Origin of the sequence: Mesorhizobium sp. C277A (assembly GCF_040324395.1) — a bacterium.
Classification (GTDB): Bacteria; Pseudomonadota; Alphaproteobacteria; order Rhizobiales; family Rhizobiaceae; genus Mesorhizobium.
On the sequence record NZ_JAMYVW010000002.1, the window covers coordinates 642,722 to 662,824 of the forward strand.

The window sequence follows — 20,103 nt, forward strand, 5'->3', positions numbered from 1 at the left end:
CCCCGCTCACTTCGTTCGCGACCCTCCCCACAAGGGGGAGAGTGGAGGATGCGCCGATGACCCAGCTCGGCGCAACCGTCACTCCCGAAGGCATCCGCTTCGCCGCCTGGTCGTCATCCGCGCGGCGCCTGTGGGTGTCGATCTTCGACGACACCGGCGCCCGTGAAATCGACCGGCTCGAACTTCAGCCGGAAAGCGAGGGCGTCCATGCGCTGTTCGTCGCCGGCCTTGCCGCGGGTACGCGCTACGGCTTTCGCGCCGACGGCGAATATGCGCCGGAGCGCGGGCTGTGGTTCGATCCCGACAAGCTGCTCACCGATCCCTACGCCGTCGAGATCGACCGGCCCTACCAGCATCATTGGCGGCTTGCCGCCCGGCGCAACGAAGGCACCGATACCGCGCCGCTGATGCCGAAGACCGTCGCCCGCGCGCTGCCCAAGCCGCTGCCGGCCAAGGCGCCTTTGTTCCAGCCGGGCGGTCTGATCTACGAACTCAATGTCCGTTCCTTCACCAGACTGCATCCGGACGTGCCCCAAGCGCAGCGCGGCACCATTGCGGCACTTGCGCATCCGGCCATCCTCGAACACCTCAGAAAGATCGGCGTCTCCGCCGTTGAGCTGATGCCCGTGACGGCATGGATCGATGAGCGCCATTTGCCGCCGCTCGGCCTCAGCAACGCATGGGGCTACAACCCAGTCACCTTCATGGCGCTCGACCCGCGCCTGGCGCCCGGCGGCCTCGCCGAGTTGCGCGATACTGTGAGGGTGCTGCGCAGGGCTGGCATTGGCACCATCCTCGATCTCGTCTTCAATCATACCGGCGAAAGTGACCGGCTCGGGCCGACGCTGTCGCTGCGCGGCCTCGACAATCAAGCCTACTACCGCAGCGAGCCGGACGGCAGGTTGGCCAACGATACCGGCACCGGCAATACCATTGCCTGCGACCATCCGGTCGTTCGCGACATGGTACTCGACACGCTGCGCCATTTCGTCCGCCATGCCGGCGTCGACGGTTTCCGCTTCGACCTGACGCCGGTCCTCGGCCGCGTCGCTGGCGTATTCGATCCGGCGGCCCCGTTGCTCGATACCATCGCTGGCGATCCTCTGCTTGCCGATAGGGTGCTGATCGCCGAGCCGTGGGACATCGGCCCGAATGGCTATCAGCTCGGCAATTTCCGGCCGCCATACCTGGAATGGAACGACCGCTACCGCGACGACGTCAGGCGCTTCTGGCGCGGCGATGCCGGCGCGGTCGGTGCGCTGGCGACAAGGCTCGCCGGCTCCTCCGATGTGTTCGGCAGGGAGGGCCAATCCGCCAGCCGCACGGTCAACTTCATCGCCGCGCACGATGGCATGACGCTGGCCGATATCGTCGCTTATGAAGCCAAGCACAACCAGGCCAATGGCGAGAAGAACCGCGACGGCCACAATGAGAACCTGTCCTGGAACAACGGCGTCGAGGGCGAAACCTCGGACAAGGCGATTGCCGAGGCCCGTTCCCATGATCGCTTCGCGCTGCTCGCCACTCTATTTGCCTCGCGCGGCACCATCATGCTGACGGCGGGCGATGAATTCGGCCGCACGCAAGGGGGCAACAACAACGCCTATGCGCAGGACAACGCCATCACCTGGCTCGACTGGGCCGGGCGCGACGTCGGGCTGGAAGCCCATGTGTCCGTGCTCGCAGCTCTGCGCGGCGCGGTGCCGGCGCTTTCCGATACGCGCTTCCTGACCGGAGAGCCGCCGGCCGGTTCTGAAACGCCCGACGTCGCCTGGCTGACCGAGACCGGCGCGCCGCTCAGCGAAGCCGACTGGAACGATGGCTCGCGCCATCGCCTCGTCATGCTGCTCGGCGATGGCGGGGAAGGCCGCCTGGCTGTGATCGTCAATGGCGATCGCCGCCAATGCGTCTTCACGCTGCCCGCGCGGCAAGGGTTTGAATGGCAGCCGGCTGTTGAAGCGCAAGCGGTCGACCTCGCGTGGCCGCTGCCCGGCCGCAGTGTCAGTTTCATGATCGAGCGCCGGACCGCAAAGGCCCGCGCCAGGAAGGGTCCGTGATGGCCGACGACAATGCCCAGCCGGGACCCGAACAGAGCGCCGACTGGTGGCGCGGCTGCGTCATCTACCAGATCTATCCTCGCTCCTTCCAGGACACCACCGGCGACGGCAGCGGCGACCTCTCAGGCATCACCTCACGGCTGGCGCACGTCGCCTCGCTCGGCGTCGACGCCGTCTGGCTGTCGCCCTTCTTCAAATCGCCAATGGCCGATATGGGCTACGACGTCTCCGACTATCAGGCGGTCGATCCGATGTTCGGCACGCTCGACGACTTTGACGCGCTGGTTGCCGAGGCGCACAGGCTCGGCCTGAAGGTGATCATCGATCAGGTGTTGTCGCACTCCTCCGACAAGCACGAATGGTTTGTAGAGAGCCGTGCCAGCAAGGATAATCCCAAGGCTGACTGGTATGTCTGGGCCGACACCAGGCCGGACGGCAACGCGCCCAACAACTGGCTGTCGGTCTTCGGCGGCCCGGCCTGGGAGTGGGACGCGACCCGCCGGCAATACTACATGCACAATTTCCTCGCCTCGCAGCCGGACCTCAACTTCCACAATCCTGAGGTTCAAGACGCGTTGTTGCAGACGGTGCGGTTCTGGCTCGAGCGCGGCGTCGACGGCTTCCGCCTGGATACGGTCAACTACTATGTCCACGACCGCTGGCTGCGCAGCAATCCGCCGCTGGCGTCGAGCGTCGCCGGCACCAATGGCGAAACCAACACCTATCTCTTCCAGGAGCATCTGTTCGACAAGACGCAACCGGAAAACCTCGGTTTCCTCAGGCGCTTCCGCGCTTTGCTCGACGAATATGACGGCCGCGCCAGTGTCGGCGAGGTCGGCGACGAAGGCCGTTCGCTGCAGACGCTGGCCGCCTACACATCCGGCGGCGACAAGCTCAACATGTGCTACACCTTCGACCTGCTCGGTCAGCAATTCTCAGCCGCCCATGTGCGCGGCTGCGTCGAGGCCTTCGAGGCAGCTGTCGCCGACGGCTGGGTCTGCTGGGCATTCTCCAACCACGATGTCGTGCGCCATGTCAGCCGCTGGACGCGGCCGGGCGGCGATCCAGATGCGGTGGCGACATTCGCTATCGCTTTGCTCTCCTGCCTGCGGGGCTCGATCTGTCTCTACCAAGGCGAAGAGCTTGGGCTGGAGGAGGCGGAACTGACCTTCGAGGATCTGCGCGATCCCGTCGGCATCCGTTTCTGGCCGGGGGTAAAGGGCAGGGACGGCTGCCGCACACCGATGGTCTGGGAAGCGGGCGCCGACAATGCCGGTTTTTCCTCGGGAAAACCCTGGCTGCCGGTGCCGGAAAGCCACCGCGCTCGGGCGGTCGATATCCAGAACGCCGACGACAAGTCCGTGCTCGCCGGCTACCGGACGATGCTCGCCTTGCGCAAGGCGCATCTGGCGCTGGTCAAGGGCCCGATCCGCTTTCTCGATACCGACGGCGATGTCCTTGCCTTCATCCGGCAGGGCGAGGACGAGATATTGCTCTGCGTCTTCAATTTCGCCGACAAGCCGGCCGACTGGCGGCTGCCGCCGGATCTCCAGCCTGTCGAGGCGATCGCTCTGGGTGGCGGTGCCGTCCTGCAGGAGGAGGGGCTGTTGCTGCCGGCCCTGGGCTGGTTTGTCGGCAAGGTTGGCTGATCTTTCAAGGACGCCGTCCGGCTTCAAAAGATCGAGTCCGCATGCAACCGTGCCGAGTGATCCGCGCAACGTCACCGGCGCCACGTTTTTCATTTTCGGGCTTCTTAGGTACTTTCGTTGAGCTTCGCCACGAACTGCATTCCTGGAATGTTTCCAGATGGTTGCGCTAATGACAACTGCTGAGGGCAAAATGCAAAATTGCAGGACAACCGCAAGCTGCACCCAATTGAACCTGGTAATATAGATTAGCTATGGCTGGTTTAGGGTGAGGATGCTCACTTAGCGTCAAGCAAGACTCGGTTGAAATAATATTTCCGTCTGTCTAGTCTCCTGCCACCAGCTGCCGGAACGGGAACCGGCGGCGCGCTCGAAGGGGCCAGAAATCGGTTCCGGGGCGTCAACACTCGTAAGGCGCAGCCGATGGGCAGCGCCACAGGGAGAGACTTCATGCTGAAAAATATGCTGAAGGCGACGCTTGTCGCCGCGACCATGACCTTTGCCGCAGGCACGTTCCTGACGCCGGCCCTTGCCGAGACCGTCTATAACAGAGGCAGCGCCGCCGAAGCGGAGACGGTCGATCCGCACAAGACCTCGACCGTCTACGAAGCCGATATCATACGCGACCTGTTCCAGGGACTGGTCATGCACGATCAGAAGACGAACCTCATCCCGGGCGCCGCCGAAAGCTGGACGGTATCGGATGACGGCACCGTCTACACCTTCAAGCTGCGCAAGGACGGCTTGTGGTCGGATGGCAGCCCGGTGACGGCTGACGATTTCGTCTATTCCTTCCGTAGGCTGGAGGATCCAGCGACCGCCGCCGAATACGCTTCCATGCTCTATCCCGTGAAGAACGCCGAGGAAGTCAACACCAAGAAAGGCAAGCCCGAGGACATGGGCGTCAAGGCGATCGACGCCAACACCCTGGAAGTGACGCTGAAGGCGCCGACGCCATACTTCCTGGAGATGCTGACCCACCAGGCTACCTACCCGGTCAACAAGGCCTCGATCGACAAGCTCGGCGCCGACTGGATCAAGGCGGGCAATCTCGTTTCGAACGGCGCCTATACATTGGCCGAGTGGATTCCCAACGACCACATGAAGCTGGTCAAGAATCCGAAATTCTGGGATGCCGCGACCGTCAAGATGGACGTCGTCAACTACATCCCGACCGAAGACCGCTCTTCGGCGATGAAGCGCTTCGAGGCAGGCGAACTCGACAGCTACGGCGACCTGCCGACCGAACAGCTCGCTGACCTCAAGACCAAGTTCGGCGATCAGGTCCGCGTCGGACCGTATCTCGGCACCTATTATTACGCGATCAAGACCGACAAGGCGCCCTGGGACAATGTCGAGCTGCGCAACGCCATCTCGATGGCGATCGACCGCGACTTCCTGGCCGAAAAGGTCTGGCAGAATTCCATGCTGCCTGGCTATTCGATGGTGCCTCCGGGCATCGCCGGCTACACGCCGGCAATGGCCAAATACGCCGACATGCCGCAGATCGACCGCGAGGACGCCGCCAAGAAGATCCTTGAGAAACTCGGCTATACTCCCGAGCATCCGCTGAAGATGGAGATCCGCTACAACACCTCGGAAAACCACAAGAACACCGCGGTTGCCATCCAGGAACAGTTGAAGCCGCTTGGCGTCGAGATCACGCTGCTCAACACCGATACCAAGACCCACTATTCCTTCCTCGAGCAGAAGGGCAACTACGACGTGGCGCGTGCCGCCTGGATCGCCGACTACAAGGATCCCGAGACCTTCCTCGGCATCACCCGCAAGGCCAGCGGCAACAACTATTCGAACTACGTCAGCCCGGCATATGAGGCGGCCATGGACAAGGCCGCGGCTGCCGGCGGCAAGCCGGAAGAGCGCATGAAGGACCTCACTGAGGCCGAGCGCATCCTTGTCGATGACGTCGGCAACATTCCGCTTCTCTACTACAGCTTCCACGATATCGTCTCCTCGAAGCTGCATGGCTTCGATGACAATGTGATGGACATCCATCCGTCCCGCTTCGTCTCCAAGGACTGATAATCATCCTTGACTGGACCGCCGCGCCCCATTTGGGCGCGGCGGACTGGTCGGTCATCGCACCGGTCCGAAAGTCGTGGTCGATTTTCGGCAAGCCCGGTGCGAAGATTTGGCGCCGGAGCGTGGCAATGCGTCCGCATGGACGTATGTCGCTCTGGCCGAAGCGGGGCGCCGATGCTGCGATACATCTTACGGCGGCTTCTGACCGCCATTCCGACGCTGTTCGTCATCGTGACCATGGCGTTCTTCCTGATACGCGTCGCACCGGGCGGCCCCTTCAATCAGGAGCGGGGCCTCAGTCCCGAGATCAGGGCCAATCTGGAAGCACAGTTCGGCCTCGACGATCCGCTCTGGCTGCAATATGCCCACTATCTCGGCAATCTTCTGCGCGGCAATTTCGGGCCGAGCTACAATTTGCCTGACTTCACCGTCACCGAACTGTTTGCCAAGGGGCTGCCGATATCGGTCCAGCTCGGCACCTCGGCGCTGATCCTGGCGCTGCTGCTTGGTTCGGTGCTCGGCACCATCGCCGCGCTCAACCAGAACAAGCTTGGCGACTATACGGTGATTGCGCTGGCGACCGCCGGCAGCACTATCCCCACCTTCGTCATCGCTCCTGTGATTCAGCTGGTGTTCGGATTGACCTGGAAGCTGTTGCCGATCGGCGGCTGGGGTGATGGCGCATTAATCAACAAGATCGGCCCGGTGCTGACGCTGGCCTTGCCGCAGATCGCCATCGTTGCCCGCCTGATGCGCGGGTCGATGATCGAGAGCTTGCGTTCGCATCATATCCGAACGGCGCGTGCGCTCGGCCTCTCCGACTGGTCGGTGGTGGTCAAGCACGCGCTGCGCGGCGCCATCCTGCCGATCGTTTCCTTCACCGGCCCCGCAGCCGCGGCGCTGCTCACCGGTTCGGTCATCGTCGAGACCATCTTCTCCATTCCCGGTGTCGGCCGCTATTTCGTCGATGCCGCGCTCAACCGCGACTACACGCTGGTGATGGGGACCGTGGTGGTGATCGCGCTCTTCACCATCGTCTTCAACCTGATCGTCGACGTCATGTACGCGGTCGTCGACCCGAGGGTACGCTATGACTGAGGGTGCGCTATGACTGACATCACAGCCGCCGCCGCTCCGCCGGCCGTCGTCGGCCGCTCGCTCTGGGGCGACGCATGGGCGCGCCTCAAAGCCAACCGCGCCGCCATGTTCAGCCTCTATTACCTGGCCTTCATTGGCGTCATCAGCATCTTCGGCCCCTGGTTCGTGCCGCATCAGTACACCACCATCTATGCCGACTATGTGCGCACGCCGCCAAGCTTTTCAGCCTATCCGAAGCCCGACATGATCGAGACGGCGCTCAAGGATGCCATCAAGCGCATGCGCGTCGACATCAAGGAGTGGAAACTGGACGGCAGTCGCGTCACCGTCACCGTCACCTCGACCAAACCGATCGACGACCGCAACATCCGCTATCTTGACCGCTCCGATGCCTTCGACGATACCAAGATAGAGAGCAAATCGGCCGACGGGCTCGAATTGACTATGACTGCGTCGGTCAAACAGCAGTACTTCCTGTTCGGCACCGACAACACCGGTCGCGATCTTCTCTCGCGAACGCTGATGGCAGGGCGCATCTCGCTGGCCATCGGCCTGCTTGCCGGCATTGTCGCGGTGGTCATCGGCGTCCTCTACGGGGCGGCGGCCGGCTTTTCCGGCGGCAAGATCGACGAGGTGATGATGCGCATCGTCGACGTGCTCTATTCCTTGCCCTTCATTTTCTTCGTCATCATGCTGGTGGTGTTCTTCGGCCGCAACTTCGTGCTGATGTTCCTGGCGGTGGGAGCGGTGCTGTGGCTCGACATGGCGCGCATCGTGCGCGGCCAGGCGCTGTCGATCCGGCGGCAGGAGTATGTCCAGGCGGCCGAAGCCATGGGCGTCGGCCAGCGCGGCATCCTGCTGCGCCATGTCATCCCCAATCTGCTCGGACCAGTGGTGATCTACATGACGCTGCTGGTGCCGCAGGTCATCATCCTGGAAAGCTTTCTGTCCTTCCTCGGCCTTGGCGTGCAGGAACCGATGACCAGCTGGGGCGTGCTCATCTCCGTCGGCGCCAAGAACATCGGCACCGCCAACTGGCTGCTTTTGTTCCCCGCCTTCTTCCTCGTGTCGACGCTGTTTGCGCTGAACTTCGTCGGCGACGGCCTGCGCGATGCGCTCGATCCGAGAGACCGATAATATGGGGACCAAATAAAATGGGGACCGTTGCGATGGAAACGCCCGAAACGATCCTCAGCGTCAAGGACCTTCGCGTCCGTTTCCGCACGCTCGACGGCGCGGTCGAAGCGGTCAAGGGCATCAACATCCACGTCAAGGCAGGGGAAACCGTTGCCGTGGTCGGCGAATCCGGATCCGGCAAGAGCCAGACCATGATGGCGGCGATGAGCCTGCTGGCGTCCAATGGCGAGGCGACGGGTCACGTCGATTATCGCGGCCGCAACCTTTTGACCATGAGCAAGCCCGACCTCAACAAGGTGCGCGGCGCCAAGATCAGCATGATCTTCCAGGAGCCGATGACCTCGCTCGATCCACTCTATTCGATCGGCAACCAGCTTATCGAACCGATCCGCAAGCACCGGGGGCTGAACGCAGCCGAGGCACGGAACGAGGCGCTCAAGTTGCTCAGGCTGGTGCATATCCCCGATCCCGAGCGGCGGATGAAATCCTATCCGCACGAAATGTCGGGTGGCCAGCGCCAGCGCGTCATGATCGCCATGGCATTGGCCAACGACCCCGACATCCTGATCGCCGACGAGCCGACGACGGCGCTCGACGTCACCATCCAGGCGCAGATCCTGGTGCTGCTCGCCGAATTGCAGCGCAAGCTCGGCATGGCCATCGTCTTTATCACCCACGATCTCGGCATCGTCCGGCGCTTTGCCGACCGCGTCTATGTCATGCGCTATGGCGAGGTGGTCGAGGAAGGCGAAGCGGAAGCACTTTTCGCCAACCCGCAGCATGCCTATACCAAAATGCTGCTGGCCGCCGAACCGACCGGCACCAAGGCGGCGCCGCCGCCCAGCGCTCCTGTGCTGCTGGAGGGCCGCAATGTCGAAGTGACCTTCAAGATCGGCGGCGGCTTCCTTGCCGGCGAACCGCTGCTGCTACGCGCCGTCGATCACATTTCGATCCGGCTGAAGCGCAACCAGACCATCGGTATCGTCGGCGAGTCCGGTTCGGGAAAATCGACGCTCGGCCGCGCACTTCTGCGCCTGTTGCCCAGCGACGGTGTCATCCGCTTCGGCGACCGCGACATCTCCACCGCCGACCGCCAGGCGATGCGGCCGCTGCGTCGTGAGATGCAACTCGTCTTCCAGGATCCGTTCGGCTCGCTGTCGCCGCGCATGACCGTCGGCCAGATCATCACCGAAGGGCTTCTGGTGCATGAGCCGAACCTGTCAGGCAAGCAACGCGATCAGCGCGCCGTCGAGGCCTTGCTCGAGGTCGGCCTCGATCCCAACGCACGCAACCGCTACCCGCACGAATTCTCCGGCGGCCAACGCCAGCGCATCGCCATCGCGCGTGCCGTGATCCTGAAGCCCAAACTGGTGGTGCTGGACGAGCCGACTTCGGCGCTCGACCGCTCGGTGCAGAAGCAGATCGTCGAATTGCTGCGCAAGCTGCAGGCCGACCACGAACTGTCCTACCTCTTCATCAGCCACGATCTCTCCGTGGTGCGCGCCATGGCCGACTACATCATCGTCATGAGGCAGGGCAAGATCGTCGAGGAAGGCCCGACCGAACAGATATTCAGCAACCCGCAGGCCGCCTACACCCAGACGCTGATGGCTGCGGCGATCGATGTCACGCGCTTCCGGCTGAGTGCTTAAGGCGTGACGTTGAGCAGATAGTCAGGGTAGGGCCAGTTCGCTTAGCCCGCTGACCTGGGACATCTGTTGGCTCTTGTCGCGACAATGGCCTCTTGCCGCTGCTTCAGCAGTTCGATTCTGGCCGTCTCACGCTTGGCCACTGCGCTCTTCACGCGCGTGCCGCCGAGCAGCCAGTTCGGCACGCTGGTGTTGGCGACCTTGCCGCGGGTGATGGCGGTTTGCGAGATGTCGCGCGCGGTATCGCCTACGGCGGTGTTGAGCTCGGCGCATGTCATGCTGTCGTATTTCGCCGGGTTCACCGCGCTGCCCAGCGATGAGCAGCCTGCCGCCAGGGACAAAGCGAGCAGCGCTGACAGCCGGCTTGAAATCAACAAATTCATCTTCCGCAAACCTCGTTCCGGCCGCTGTCTCGGCGGCATTCCTATTATCGAGGTAGCGCGGAAGGTTGTCGCGTCAAAACACCATGCTGACAGCGACGCCGACGCGGCCGGTTTGCATCAAGCTATCTTGTGGGTCGGGAGAACAAACACCTAAGTGTCTGTTTTTTCTGGTCGGAGTGGCAGGATTTGAACCTGCGACCCCCTCGTCCCGAACGAGGTGCGCTACCAGGCTGCGCTACACTCCGTGACCAGACCGCGGGCTTATAGCTGCCGCATACCGTTCCTGCAAGCGGCAATGGCAGCGCTTCTGTCGCATTTCGTTGGCTTTCGTCGGGCATTGCCGCAAAGCTTGGATTTCCCGCCCGGGATAAACCCCGCTTAAAGCCTTGTGTGCTAGGCAGCAGCCTCGATAAATCGTGTTTTCGCCATCTGGAGCTTTGCTGTCTTGCCCCTGAAAATCGTAGGCGACGCCCGGCCCAACAGCTTCGAATTCGAAACCGAAGCGCTGATCAAGGCGTCCGGCTTTCGCGAATACGACGCGCGCTGGTGGTTTGGCCATGCCGGCTCCACCCAACCGCCGGAGCTGAACCTGATCGGCGTCCAGGCGCTGGGCATGGGCCTGGGCACTTTGATCCGCCGTCTTGGCGCGGGTCCCGACATCGTCACCGGGCATGATTTCCGCTCCTATTCGCTTGCCATCAAGCTGGCGCTGGTTTCCGGCCTGATGGCTGCGGGCGCAAAGGTGAAAGACATTGGCCTGGCGCTGTCGCCCATGGCCTACTTCGCCCAGTTCGCGCTCGACGCGCCTTCCGTCGCCATGGTCACCGCATCGCACAACGAGAATGGCTGGACCGGAGTCAAGATGGGTGCGGCGAGGCCGCTCACCTTCGGACCGGAGGAGATGAGCGCCCTGAAACAGATCGTGCTGTCGGGCGATTTCGATCTTGCCGGCGGTGGCTCCTACGAATTCGTCTCCGGTTTTCGCGAGACCTATCTCGACGATCTGGTGAGCGACAAGCGCATCGCGCGAAAGCTGAAAGTCGTGGCCGCTTGCGGCAACGGCACTGCCGGCGCCTTCGCGCCACAGGCGCTGGAGCGCATCGGCTGCGAGGTGATCCCGCTCGATGTCGAGCTCGACCACAGTTTTCCGCGCTATAACCCGAACCCGGAAGACATGCAGATGCTGCATGCCATCAGGGACAAAGTGCTGGAAACAGGTGCTGATGTCGGGCTGGGCTTTGACGGCGACGGCGACCGTTGCGGCGTGGTCGACAATGAGGGCAACGAGATTTTTGCCGACAAGGTCGGCGTCATGCTCGCGCGGGACATATCAACCCAATACCCCGGCTCGACCTTCGTCGTCGATGTCAAGTCGACCGGCCTGTTCAACACCGACAGCGTCCTGCGCGCCAACGGCGCGAAGACAGATTACTGGAAGACCGGCCATTCCTACATCAAGCGCCGCGTCGCCGAGCTTGGCGCCGTCGCCGGCTTCGAGAAGTCGGGCCATTTCTTCTTCAATCCGCCGATCGGCCGCGGCTATGATGACGGTCTCATCACGGCAATAGCCATTTGTGAGATGCTCGTCCGCAACCCCATAAGTTCGATGGCCGATCTCTATCGCGCGCTGCCGCTGACCTTCGGCACGCCGACCATGTCGCCGCATTGCGCCGATGACGTGAAATACGGCGTGGTCGGTCGGGTGGTGGCGGACTTCCAGGCGATACAGCGCGCCGGCAAGGCTTTTGCCGGCCAGAAGATCGCCGAGCTGATCACCGTCAACGGCGTGCGCATCGTGGCCGAAGATGGCACCTGGGGCGTGGTACGGGCGTCGTCGAACAAGCCGGAGCTTGTCGTGGTTGTCGAAAGCCCGGTATCGTCCGACCGCCGCCGGCAGATGTTCGAGGCGGTCGACGCCGTGCTGCGCCGCAGCCCCGAAGTCGGCGCTTACAACCAGACGTTCTGATTGGACCTTTCATGACCGAGCGCATCGTCAGTTTTGTCATGAGCGGCGGTGTCGGTTCGCGGCTGTGGCCGCTGTCACGCGAGGACAACCCGAAACAGTTCCACGATCTTTCCGGCGACGGCTCGATGCTGGCCAAGACACTGCGCCGGCTGACGGCGCGGCCGGAGGGCGAAACGCCGATCTTCCTGATCGCCGCCGAGCGCCATGCCGAGCGCGTGCATGCCGACCTTGCCGGCCTCGACCTCGCCGGCGGTGGCCCGCTGTTCGAGCCGACCGGGCGCAACACGGCTGCCGCCGTGGCGCTGGCCGCGCTGCGCACATTGTCGGAGTTCGGCGACAGCCTGGTGCTGGTGGTGCCGTCAGACCACGAAATCGCCACGCCCAAGCAGTTCTGGCAGAGCGTCGAGGCGGGCAGCCAGGCAGCGCTTGCCGGCCGTCTGGTGGTGTTCGGCATCAAGCCGACGCAGCCCGAGACCGGCTATGGGTATATCGAAGTCGCAGCCGAAAGCGGCGGCGTCTTCGACGTGTCGCGCTTCGTCGAAAAGCCCGACCTCGCCACTGCGCAGAGCTATCTCAGTGCGGGCACCTTCTACTGGAACACCGGCATTTTCCTATTTCGCGCCGGCGCCATGCGCGACGCATTTGCGGCCTTCCAGCCCGACATCTGGCAGGCCACCGAAGCGGCCTACAAGGCAGCAACGAGCGACCTGTCCGGCCTCTATATGCCGCTCGACCTCTACGCCGCCATCCCGTCGAACTCGATCGACTACGCCATCATGGAACGGGCCAAGGACATCGCCATGGTGCCGGCCGGCTTCCGCTGGAACGACCTCGGCTCCTGGCAGTCGCTGCTTGATGTCGGCCCTGCCGACGCCAAGGGCAATGTCGTCGTCGGCGATGTCGTCGCCATCGATTGCGAGAACTCCTACATCCGCAGCGACGGCCGGCTTTTGTCGGCGATCGGCATGAAGGATGTCGCCATCGTCTCGACCGCGGACGCCACCTTCGTTGCCCCGGTCAGTCACAGCCAGCACGTCAAGAAGATCGTCGAGCAGCTGGAAAAGTCGGGCCGGCTGGAAACCAGGTTCACCCCGGCACACGACCGCGTCATCGAGAGCGGCGCCTGGCGTCGGCGCGTGCATCACTGGCTGTTCGAGGAGACCTTGCCGCTGTGGTCGACTTCAGGCGTCGATGAGCGTCATGGCGGTTTCCACGAGGCGCTCGGCTTCGACGGCGAGGCGCTGTTGAAGCCCAAGCGCATGCGCACGACGGCGAGGCAAGTCTACGCCTTCGCCGTTGCCAAGGCCCGCGGCTGGGACGGTCCAGCCGATCGCCTGATCTCCCATGGCATCGCCTTCATGGCCGGCAAGGGCCGCACGGACCGGGGCGGCTGGGTGCGCACGCTCAATGTCGACGGCTCCGTCGCCGACCCAACCGAGGATGCCTACGACCATTCCTGCGTGCTGCTGGCGCTGGCGCATGCGCATATGTGCGGCGATCCGGATGCGCTGCGGCTGGGCCAGGAGACCTTCGTGTTCCTCGACGCGCATCTCGAGGACAGCCGCATGACCGGCTTTCTCGAGACATCCGATGGCGAGGGCGAGCGGCGCTCCAACCCGCATATGCATCTGCTCGAGGCCTTCCTCGCCTGGTATAAGGCGACCGGCGACCGCACCTATCTGCGCCGCGCCGCGCGCATCATCGACCTTTTCCGCAGTCATTTCTTCGATGCCGAGAGCTGGACGCTGGGCGAATATTTCGACGCCGGGTGGAAGCCGGCCGCCGGCGAGAAGGGCACATGGACCGAGCCCGGCCATCATTTCGAATGGGCCTCGCTGCTCACCGATTTCGTCGCCCGCAGCGGCCAGGGCGAGTTGAGCAATTTTGCCCGCAAGCTCTACGCCTCGGCCATCGCCAACGGCCTCAACCGCGCCACCGGCCTTGCCTACGGTGCGGTCTCCCGGCAGGGCCTGCCGCTCGACCTCGTATCGCGCAGCTGGCCGCAGGCGGAAGCGATCAAGGCGGCGATTGCGCTGGATGGCTCGGGCGGTCCCGACCTCAAGCCCGAAATCGAGGCGCGCGTCGGCCGGCTATTCCGCTGGCACATCGACCCGGCGCCGCTCGGCCTGTGGATCGACCGCATCGACGAACGCGGCCGCTCCTTGGCATCGGACGTGCCGGCCAGCATCTTCTATCATCTGGTCTGCGCGCTGACGCAGTATCTGGACGGCACGGCGCAGAAGGGGTGAGGCGTTGGAGCTGCCAATCTCCCCCCTTGCGGGGGAGATGCCTGGCAAGGCAGAGGGGGTGCTGTCCCGCCGACGTCTCAGCTACTCGAAGATCAGACCAAAGGTGGCGATCCGTCACACCCCCCTCTGGCCTGCCGGCCATCTCCCCCGCAAGGGGGGAGATCAGCTGTCACTTCGCTTTCAACCCTCAATACGGGCTCGCTACATCCCCGGTCTCGACATACACCGCCTTCAGCTGCGAATAGAGCGCTAAAGCCGCCAGCGAGTTCTCGCGCCCAATGCCGGATTGCTTCACCCCGCCAAACGGAATTTCCACCGGCGTCAGATTGTAGGCGTTTATCCAGCAGGTGCCGGCCTGCAGTTCGGCGATCACCCTATGAGCGCGCTGCAGGTCGCGGGTGAAGACGCCGGCGGCGAGGCCGAATTCGGTGTCGTTGGCGCGGTCGATCACCTCGTCCTCGCCGTCGAACTTCAGCACGCTCATCACCGGCCCGAAAATCTCCTCGCGCGCAATGCGCATTGTGTCGGTGACACCGGTGAACACCGTCGGCTCGACAAAGAAGCCGCCATCGAACCCTTGCAGCGACGGCACGTTGCCACCGCAGGCGAGCGTTGCTCCATCCTGCCTGCCGGCCGCGATGTAGGAAACGACCTTCTCCTGCTGCGCCTTGTTGACCAGCGGCCCCATCTGCGTCTCAGGATCGAGCGGATCGCCGATGCGGATCTTTTTCGTCCGCTCGACAAGCCGGTCGACGAAGCGGTCATGGATGCCACTTTGTACGAAAACACGCGTGCCGTTGGAGCAGATCTGCCCGGTCGAATAGAAATTGCCGAGCATGGCGCCGCCGATGGCGTTTTCGAGATCGGCATCGTCGAACACGATCAGCGGCGACTTGCCGCCGAGTTCCATCGTCGCATGCTTCATCTTCGAGCCGGCGAGCGACAGCACCTTGCGGCCGGTCGGCACCGAGCCGGTCACCGAAACCTTGGCAACGACATCATGGCCGACCAGGCCGGCGCCGACATCGCCATAGCCTTGCACGACGTTGAACAGCCCGTCGGGCAGGCCCGCCTCTGAGTAGATCTCGGCCAGCGCCAGCGCCGACAGCGGCGTGTTCTCCGAGGGCTTGAACACCATGGCGTTGCCCATGGCGAGCGCGGGGGCGGATTTCCAGCCGGCGATCTGGATCGGATAGTTCCAGGCGCCGATGCCGACGCACACACCGAGCGCCTCGCGGCGCGTATAGGCAAAAGGTCCACCAAGATCGATCGCATCGCCGTTGAAGGCGGCAACCGCGCCGCCGAAATATTCGAGGCAGTCGGCTGCCGATAGTGCATCCGCCACCAGCGTCTCCTGGATCGCTTTGCCGGTGTCGAGCGTCTCGATCCGCGCCAGATCGGCGTTGCGCGCGCGCAAAATGTCGGCGGCGCGGCGCAGGATGCGGCCACGCTCGACCGGCTTCATCCGCGCCCAGGCCGGTTGTGCGGCCCGCGCGGCTTCGATGGCGAGCTCCAGCACGTTCGGAGTCGCCGAATGCAAAGTGGCGATGACCTCACCGGTCGCCGGATAGATCACCGGCAGCGGCGCGCCGCCTTCGTCCTCGATGTAGCGGCCGTTGACATAGTGCGATGCCGTTGGCTGGGCGCGCATATGAATTCTCCAATGGTCTTCGCCGGACAATGCCCTATCGATCCGCCACCTGCCAGCGCGGATTGATCCAGGGTTCCTGGTTGGAGGGCGCCAGCGGCGTGCGGCCGAGAATGTGGTCGGAGGCCTTTTCGCCGGTCATGATCGAGGGCGCGTTGAGATTGCCATTGGTGACGCGCGGAAAGATCGAGGAGTCGGCGACGCGCAGGCCGTCGACGCCGATGACGCGGCACTCCGGATCGACGACGCTCGTGATGTCATCGGCCCGACCCATCTTGCAGGTGCCGCACGGGTGATAGGCGCTCTCGGCATGATCGCGGATGAAGGCGTCGAGATCCTCGTCCGACTGGACATGCGAACCTGGCGAGATTTCCTTGCCGCGGAAGCCGTCAAAAGCCTTCTGGCCGAAGATCTCGCGAGTCAGCCTGATGCAGTGGCGGAACTCGGTCCAGTCGTCTGGATGCGACATGTAATTGAAGCGGATGACCGGCGTCGCTTTCGGGTCGGGAGAGCGCAGCGTCACCGAGCCGCGCGACTTCGACCGCATCGGCCCGACATGGGCCTGGAAGCCATGGGCCTTCGCCGCCGCCTTGCCGTCATAGCGCACCGCAGCCGGGATGAAGTGATACTGGATGTCGGGGTAGTCGACGCCGGCCTGCGAGCGCACGAAGGCCGCGGCCTCGAAATGGTTGGTGGCGCCGAGGCCGGTCTTGAAGAACAGCCACTGCGCCCCGATCAGCGCCTTGGAGAATGGGTTGAGAACCGAATTCAGCGTGATCGGCTGGGTCGATTCCTGCTGGATGTAGAGCTCCATATGATCCTGCAGATTGCGGCCGACACCGGGCCGGTCGGCCACGACCTGGATGCCGTTCTCCTTGAGATGCGCGGCCGGGCCGATACCGGACAGCATCAGGATCTTGGGCGAATTGATCGATGATGCGGCAACGATCACCTCACGTCGTGCCTTAACGACCTGAATCTGTTTGTGAGCTTCGATCTCGACTCCGACGGCACGCTGATTCTCGATGATCACCCGGCGGGCGAAGCCTCTGATCACGCTGACATTTTGCCGCTTGAGCGCCGGCTTCAGATAGGCTGACGCCGCCGACCAGCGGCGGCCGCCGCGAATGGTTTGCTCCATCGGTCCGAAGCCTTCCTGCTTCGAGCCATTGTAGTCGTCGGTCAGTTCGAACCCGGCTTGGCGGCCGGCCTCGACAAAGGCGCCGTAGAGCGGATTCTTGCGCGGGCCACGCTGGACGTGCAGCGGGCCGCCGTGGCCGCGCCAGCCGTCCTCGCCGCCGTCACTGTCCTCCATGCGCTTGAAATAGGGCAGCACGTCGGCGAAGCCCCAGCCGGCCGCCCCCTGTTCGGCCCAGTGGTCGAAGTCGCGTGCGTGGCCCCTGACATAGACCATGCCGTTGATCGAGGACGAGCCGCCGATCACCTTGCCGCGTGGCGTCGCCAGCACGCGGCCGCCGAGATGCGGCTCCGGTTCGCTGGCAAAGCCCCAGTCGTAAAGGCTCATGTTGAGCGGGATCGACAGCGCCGACGGCATCTGGATCAGCGGCCCGATATCGGTACCGCCGAACTCGATGACGATCACCGAATGCTTGCCGTCTTCCGACAGTCGGTAGGCCATGGCCGAGCCGGCCGAGCCGGAGCCGATGATGACGAAGTCTGCTTCAAGCATGGTTCACATGCGCCCATCGTTCATATGCGAAATAAAATCGGCGAGCGAGACATTGCCGCCGGTAGCCATGACCAGGACCGTTTTACCCGTCACATCCACCTTGCCGCCGAGGAGCGCCGCCAGAGAGGCGGCGCCCGATGGCTCGAGCACCAGCTTCATCCGTTCGAAGGCGATCTTCATTGCCCGCCGCACGGAGGCATCATCGACGGTGATGCCGCGCACGCCGGCGGTCTTGACCGCCGCGAACGGCGCGTCGCCCGGCCGCCGCGACATCAGCCCGTCGCAGATCGATTTCGGCGCGATCGGCATGGTCTCGATGGCGCCATGCGCTAGCGATGCACCCATGCCGTTGAAGCCTTCCGGCTCGACGCCGATGATCTCGGTTGCCGGCGACAGATAGTGGAAGGCGAGCGAGATGCCGCCGATCAGTCCGCCGCCGCCGACCGAGCAGAACAGAAGGTCGGCACTGGCGTCCTTTGCCTCGAATTGTTCGAGCGCTTCGAGCCCGGCGCCGGCCTGGCCGGCAACGATCTCCGGATCGTCGAATGGATGCAGCAACGCCAGCCCTTCGGTCTCGGCAATCTCGCAGGCCTTGGCGGCTGCGACCTCTTCACGGGCGCGCTCGCCATGATCGGTCAGCACGACGCGCGCGCCATAGCCTGTGGTCGCATCGCGCTTGGCGGCCGGCGCGTCGATCGGCATGACGATGGTGACGGGAATGCCGAGCGCCTGGCCGGCAGCCGCCAACCCTTGCGCGAAATTGCCGGAGGAGTAGGCGACGACGCCTTTTATGGCCTCATCCGGCGACAGCCGCTTCAACCGCCAATAGGCCCCGCGCACCTTGAACGAGCCGGCCCATTGCAGTGATTCCGGCTTGATAAAGACGCGGGCCGCACCCGTCTCCTTGGCCAAGGCTGTCGATTCCAGCAAAGGCGTGATCTGCGTCGCCTTCGACGTCACGGCATAGGCCTGTCTGAGGTGCTCGAGGGAGGGGACAATTGTCATCATTCGCCTCGCGGAAAGCGTTTCTGTTCCTCGAGATTGTCGAGGTTCATGTGGTTGCGCATGTAGCGTTCCGACGCCTTCTGCAGCGGTTGGAACTCCCAGGGGTAATGCGTGCCGTTGCGTAGCGCCGGATAGACCACCCAGCGCCGCGCCTGGCTGGTACGCACGGCGGCGTCGAAGGCGGCCATGTCCCAGCGCGCTCGTACGGCTCCCGTGAAGGCCGCCACCAGATCGGCATGCGTCGGATCGGTGGCAAGATTGGTGAGTTCTTGCGGATCGGCTTCGAGATCGAACAGAAGCGGCGGATCGATCTCGCAATGGATGAATTTATAGCGGCCGTCGCGGATCGCCACCAACGGCGCGTTGGAGCCTTCGGCGGCATATTCCATCAGCACCGGCGCGGTGCGCTGTCCGCCATCAAGCAACGGCAGCAGCGACTGGCCATCGGTCCACGGTGCGATCGCGGAGATGTCGATGCCGGCGAGATCGCACAGCGTCGGCGTCACGTCGAGGTTGGAGACCGGCGCCTCGATCAGCCCTGCAGGAATGCCTTTGCCGGCGATCATCAAAGGTACTCGCGCCGAGCCCTCGAAAAAATTCATCTTGAACCACAGGCCGCGCTCGCCAAGCATGTCGCCATGGTCGGAGCAGAACAGGATGATGGTGTCGTCCAGCATGCGCGTTCGCTCCAGCACTGACATCAACTCGCCGACCTTGTCGTCGAGATAGGAGATGTTGGCGTAGTAGCCGCGCCGCGAGCGGCGGATCTGCTCCGGCGTGATGTTGAAACTGTCGTAGTCGCTGGCCCGGTAAAGCCGTTGCGAATGCGGGTCCTGATGGGCATAGGGGATGAATCCCACCTCCGGCTCAAGCGCCGGACAGTCTTTATAGAATTCCCAATATTGCCGCCGTGCGACATAGGGGTCGTGCGGGTGGGTGAAGGAAACCGTCAGGCACCAGGGCCGGCTGGCCTCGTCCTCGGAGGTGCGGGCAAGATCGTAGAGTCTTTGCACCGCGTGGAAGGCGACCTCGTCGTCATACTCCATCTGGTTGGTGATCTCGGCAACGCCGGCGCCGGTGACCGAGCCCAGATTGTGATACCACCAGTCGATGCGCTCGCCGGGCTTGCGGTAATCCGGCGTCCAGCCGAAATCGGCGGGATAGATGTCGGTGGTCAGCCGCTCCTCGAAACCGTGCAACTGGTCCGGCCCGACGAAATGCATCTTGCCCGACAGGCAGGTGTAGTAGCCGGCGCTGCGCAGATGATGCGCATAGGTCGGGATCGAGGAAGCGAATTCGGCGGCGTTGTCATAGACCTGGGTGCGCGACGGCAATTGCCCGCTCATGAAAGCGGCGCGGCCCGGCGCGCAAAGCGGCGAGGCCGTGTAGTTGTTGCCGAAGCGCGCCGAGCGTGCGGCCAGCGCCTTGAGATGCGGCACATGCAGGAAGTCCGCCGGCCCGTCCGCAAACAGCGTGCCGTTGAGCTGATCGACCATGACGATCAGGATGTTGGGTCGCCTTGATATCACTGA

General features: G+C 63.7%; 12 protein-coding genes, 1 tRNA gene and 1 pseudogene. 8 read left to right on the forward strand and 6 right to left on the reverse strand.

Annotated features, from left to right (window positions below; translation table 11 throughout):
* Positions 1–56 precede the first annotated feature (56 nt).
* The 6 genes and pseudogenes from glgX (at position 57) to NKK52_RS03135 (ending at position 9,633) form a co-directional block, all read left to right on the forward strand.
* Positions 57–2,057 carry a glycogen debranching protein GlgX gene (gene glgX, locus NKK52_RS03110; RefSeq protein ID WP_286487645.1) on the forward strand — a complete coding sequence of 667 codons (2,001 nt, stop codon included), beginning with the start codon at positions 57–59 and terminating at the stop codon, positions 2,055–2,057.
* Positions 2,057–3,706 (forward strand): beta-galactosidase BglA, encoded by a 1,650-nt coding sequence (bglA, locus tag NKK52_RS03115; protein WP_023684575.1) that lies wholly within the window; start codon positions 2,057–2,059, stop codon positions 3,704–3,706. Before glgX ends, bglA begins: the two co-directional genes overlap by 1 nt.
* A 642-nt stretch (positions 3,707–4,348) precedes the next feature.
* Positions 4,349–5,494: pseudogene (locus NKK52_RS03120) on the forward strand (peptide ABC transporter substrate-binding protein); the annotation flags it as partial.
* A gap of 426 nt (positions 5,495–5,920) precedes the next feature.
* Positions 5,921–6,844, forward strand: coding sequence for an ABC transporter permease subunit (locus NKK52_RS03125; protein WP_023684574.1), 924 nt, complete (start codon positions 5,921–5,923; stop codon positions 6,842–6,844).
* Positions 6,845–6,853: 9 nt separating this feature from the next.
* Positions 6,854–7,981, forward strand: a complete 1,128-nt coding sequence (locus NKK52_RS03130; RefSeq protein WP_023670736.1) for an ABC transporter permease — start codon at positions 6,854–6,856, stop codon at positions 7,979–7,981.
* A gap of 32 nt (positions 7,982–8,013) precedes the next feature.
* Complete coding sequence (locus tag NKK52_RS03135) at positions 8,014–9,633, forward strand: ABC transporter ATP-binding protein (protein WP_023684573.1); 1,620 nt, start codon at positions 8,014–8,016, stop codon at positions 9,631–9,633.
* 41 nt (positions 9,634–9,674) lie between these two features.
* Here NKK52_RS03135 and NKK52_RS03140 read toward each other — a convergent pair whose 3' ends face one another.
* Entirely contained in the window at positions 9,675–10,013 is a 339-nt protein-coding gene (locus tag NKK52_RS03140) for a hypothetical protein (protein ID WP_023684572.1), read from the reverse strand.
* Between the two features lie 168 nt (positions 10,014–10,181).
* Positions 10,182–10,258, reverse strand: a tRNA-Pro gene (locus tag NKK52_RS03145).
* 200 nt (positions 10,259–10,458) lie between these two features.
* Here NKK52_RS03145 and NKK52_RS03150 point away from each other — a divergent pair.
* Both NKK52_RS03150 and NKK52_RS03155 read left to right on the forward strand, forming a co-directional pair.
* Entirely contained in the window at positions 10,459–11,979 is a 1,521-nt protein-coding gene (locus tag NKK52_RS03150) for a phosphomannomutase/phosphoglucomutase (protein WP_023684571.1), read from the forward strand.
* Between the two features lie 11 nt (positions 11,980–11,990).
* Complete coding sequence (locus tag NKK52_RS03155; protein ID WP_023670740.1) at positions 11,991–14,228, forward strand: mannose-1-phosphate guanylyltransferase/mannose-6-phosphate isomerase; 2,238 nt, start codon at positions 11,991–11,993, stop codon at positions 14,226–14,228.
* 187 nt (positions 14,229–14,415) lie between these two features.
* Here NKK52_RS03155 and betB read toward each other — a convergent pair whose 3' ends face one another.
* The 4 genes from betB to betC are packed head-to-tail and all read right to left on the reverse strand — an operon-like array spanning position 14,416 to position 20,100.
* Positions 14,416–15,879 carry a betaine-aldehyde dehydrogenase gene (gene betB / locus NKK52_RS03160; RefSeq protein WP_023670741.1) on the reverse strand — a complete coding sequence of 488 codons (1,464 nt, stop codon included), beginning with the start codon at positions 15,877–15,879 and terminating at the stop codon, positions 14,416–14,418.
* A 34-nt stretch (positions 15,880–15,913) separates the two neighbouring features.
* Positions 15,914–17,566, reverse strand: coding sequence for a choline dehydrogenase (betA, locus tag NKK52_RS03165; protein ID WP_023684570.1), 1,653 nt, complete (start codon positions 17,564–17,566; stop codon positions 15,914–15,916).
* 3 nt (positions 17,567–17,569) lie between these two features.
* Positions 17,570–18,574: a threonine/serine dehydratase family protein gene (locus NKK52_RS03170; protein ID WP_023684569.1), complete on the reverse strand. Its 1,005-nt coding sequence runs from the start codon at positions 18,572–18,574 to the stop codon at positions 17,570–17,572.
* Positions 18,571–20,100, reverse strand: a complete 1,530-nt coding sequence (gene betC, locus NKK52_RS03175; RefSeq protein ID WP_023684568.1) for a choline-sulfatase — start codon at positions 20,098–20,100, stop codon at positions 18,571–18,573. The genes NKK52_RS03170 and betC overlap by 4 nt, the downstream gene beginning before the upstream one ends.
* Positions 20,101–20,103: the final 3 nt, after the last annotated feature.

Bases quoted from the DNA above. Each gene is read 5' to 3' on its own strand.
- glgX (WP_286487645.1), top strand. From the start codon at position 57: ATGACCCAGCTCGGCGCAACCGTCACTCCCGAAGGCATCCGCTTCGCC.
- bglA (WP_023684575.1), top strand. From the start codon at position 2,057: ATGGCCGACGACAATGCCCAGCCGGGACCCGAACAGAGCGCCGACTGG.
- NKK52_RS03125 (WP_023684574.1), top strand. From the start codon at position 5,921: ATGCTGCGATACATCTTACGGCGGCTTCTGACCGCCATTCCGACGCTG.
- NKK52_RS03130 (WP_023670736.1), top strand. From the start codon at position 6,854: ATGACTGACATCACAGCCGCCGCCGCTCCGCCGGCCGTCGTCGGCCGC.
- NKK52_RS03135 (WP_023684573.1), top strand. From the start codon at position 8,014: ATGGAAACGCCCGAAACGATCCTCAGCGTCAAGGACCTTCGCGTCCGT.
- NKK52_RS03140 (WP_023684572.1), bottom strand. From the start codon at position 10,013: ATGAATTTGTTGATTTCAAGCCGGCTGTCAGCGCTGCTCGCTTTGTCC.
- NKK52_RS03155 (WP_023670740.1), top strand. From the start codon at position 11,991: ATGACCGAGCGCATCGTCAGTTTTGTCATGAGCGGCGGTGTCGGTTCG.
- betB (WP_023670741.1), bottom strand. From the start codon at position 15,879: ATGCGCGCCCAGCCAACGGCATCGCACTATGTCAACGGCCGCTACATC.
- betA (WP_023684570.1), bottom strand. From the start codon at position 17,566: ATGCTTGAAGCAGACTTCGTCATCATCGGCTCCGGCTCGGCCGGCTCG.
- NKK52_RS03170 (WP_023684569.1), bottom strand. From the start codon at position 18,574: ATGATGACAATTGTCCCCTCCCTCGAGCACCTCAGACAGGCCTATGCC.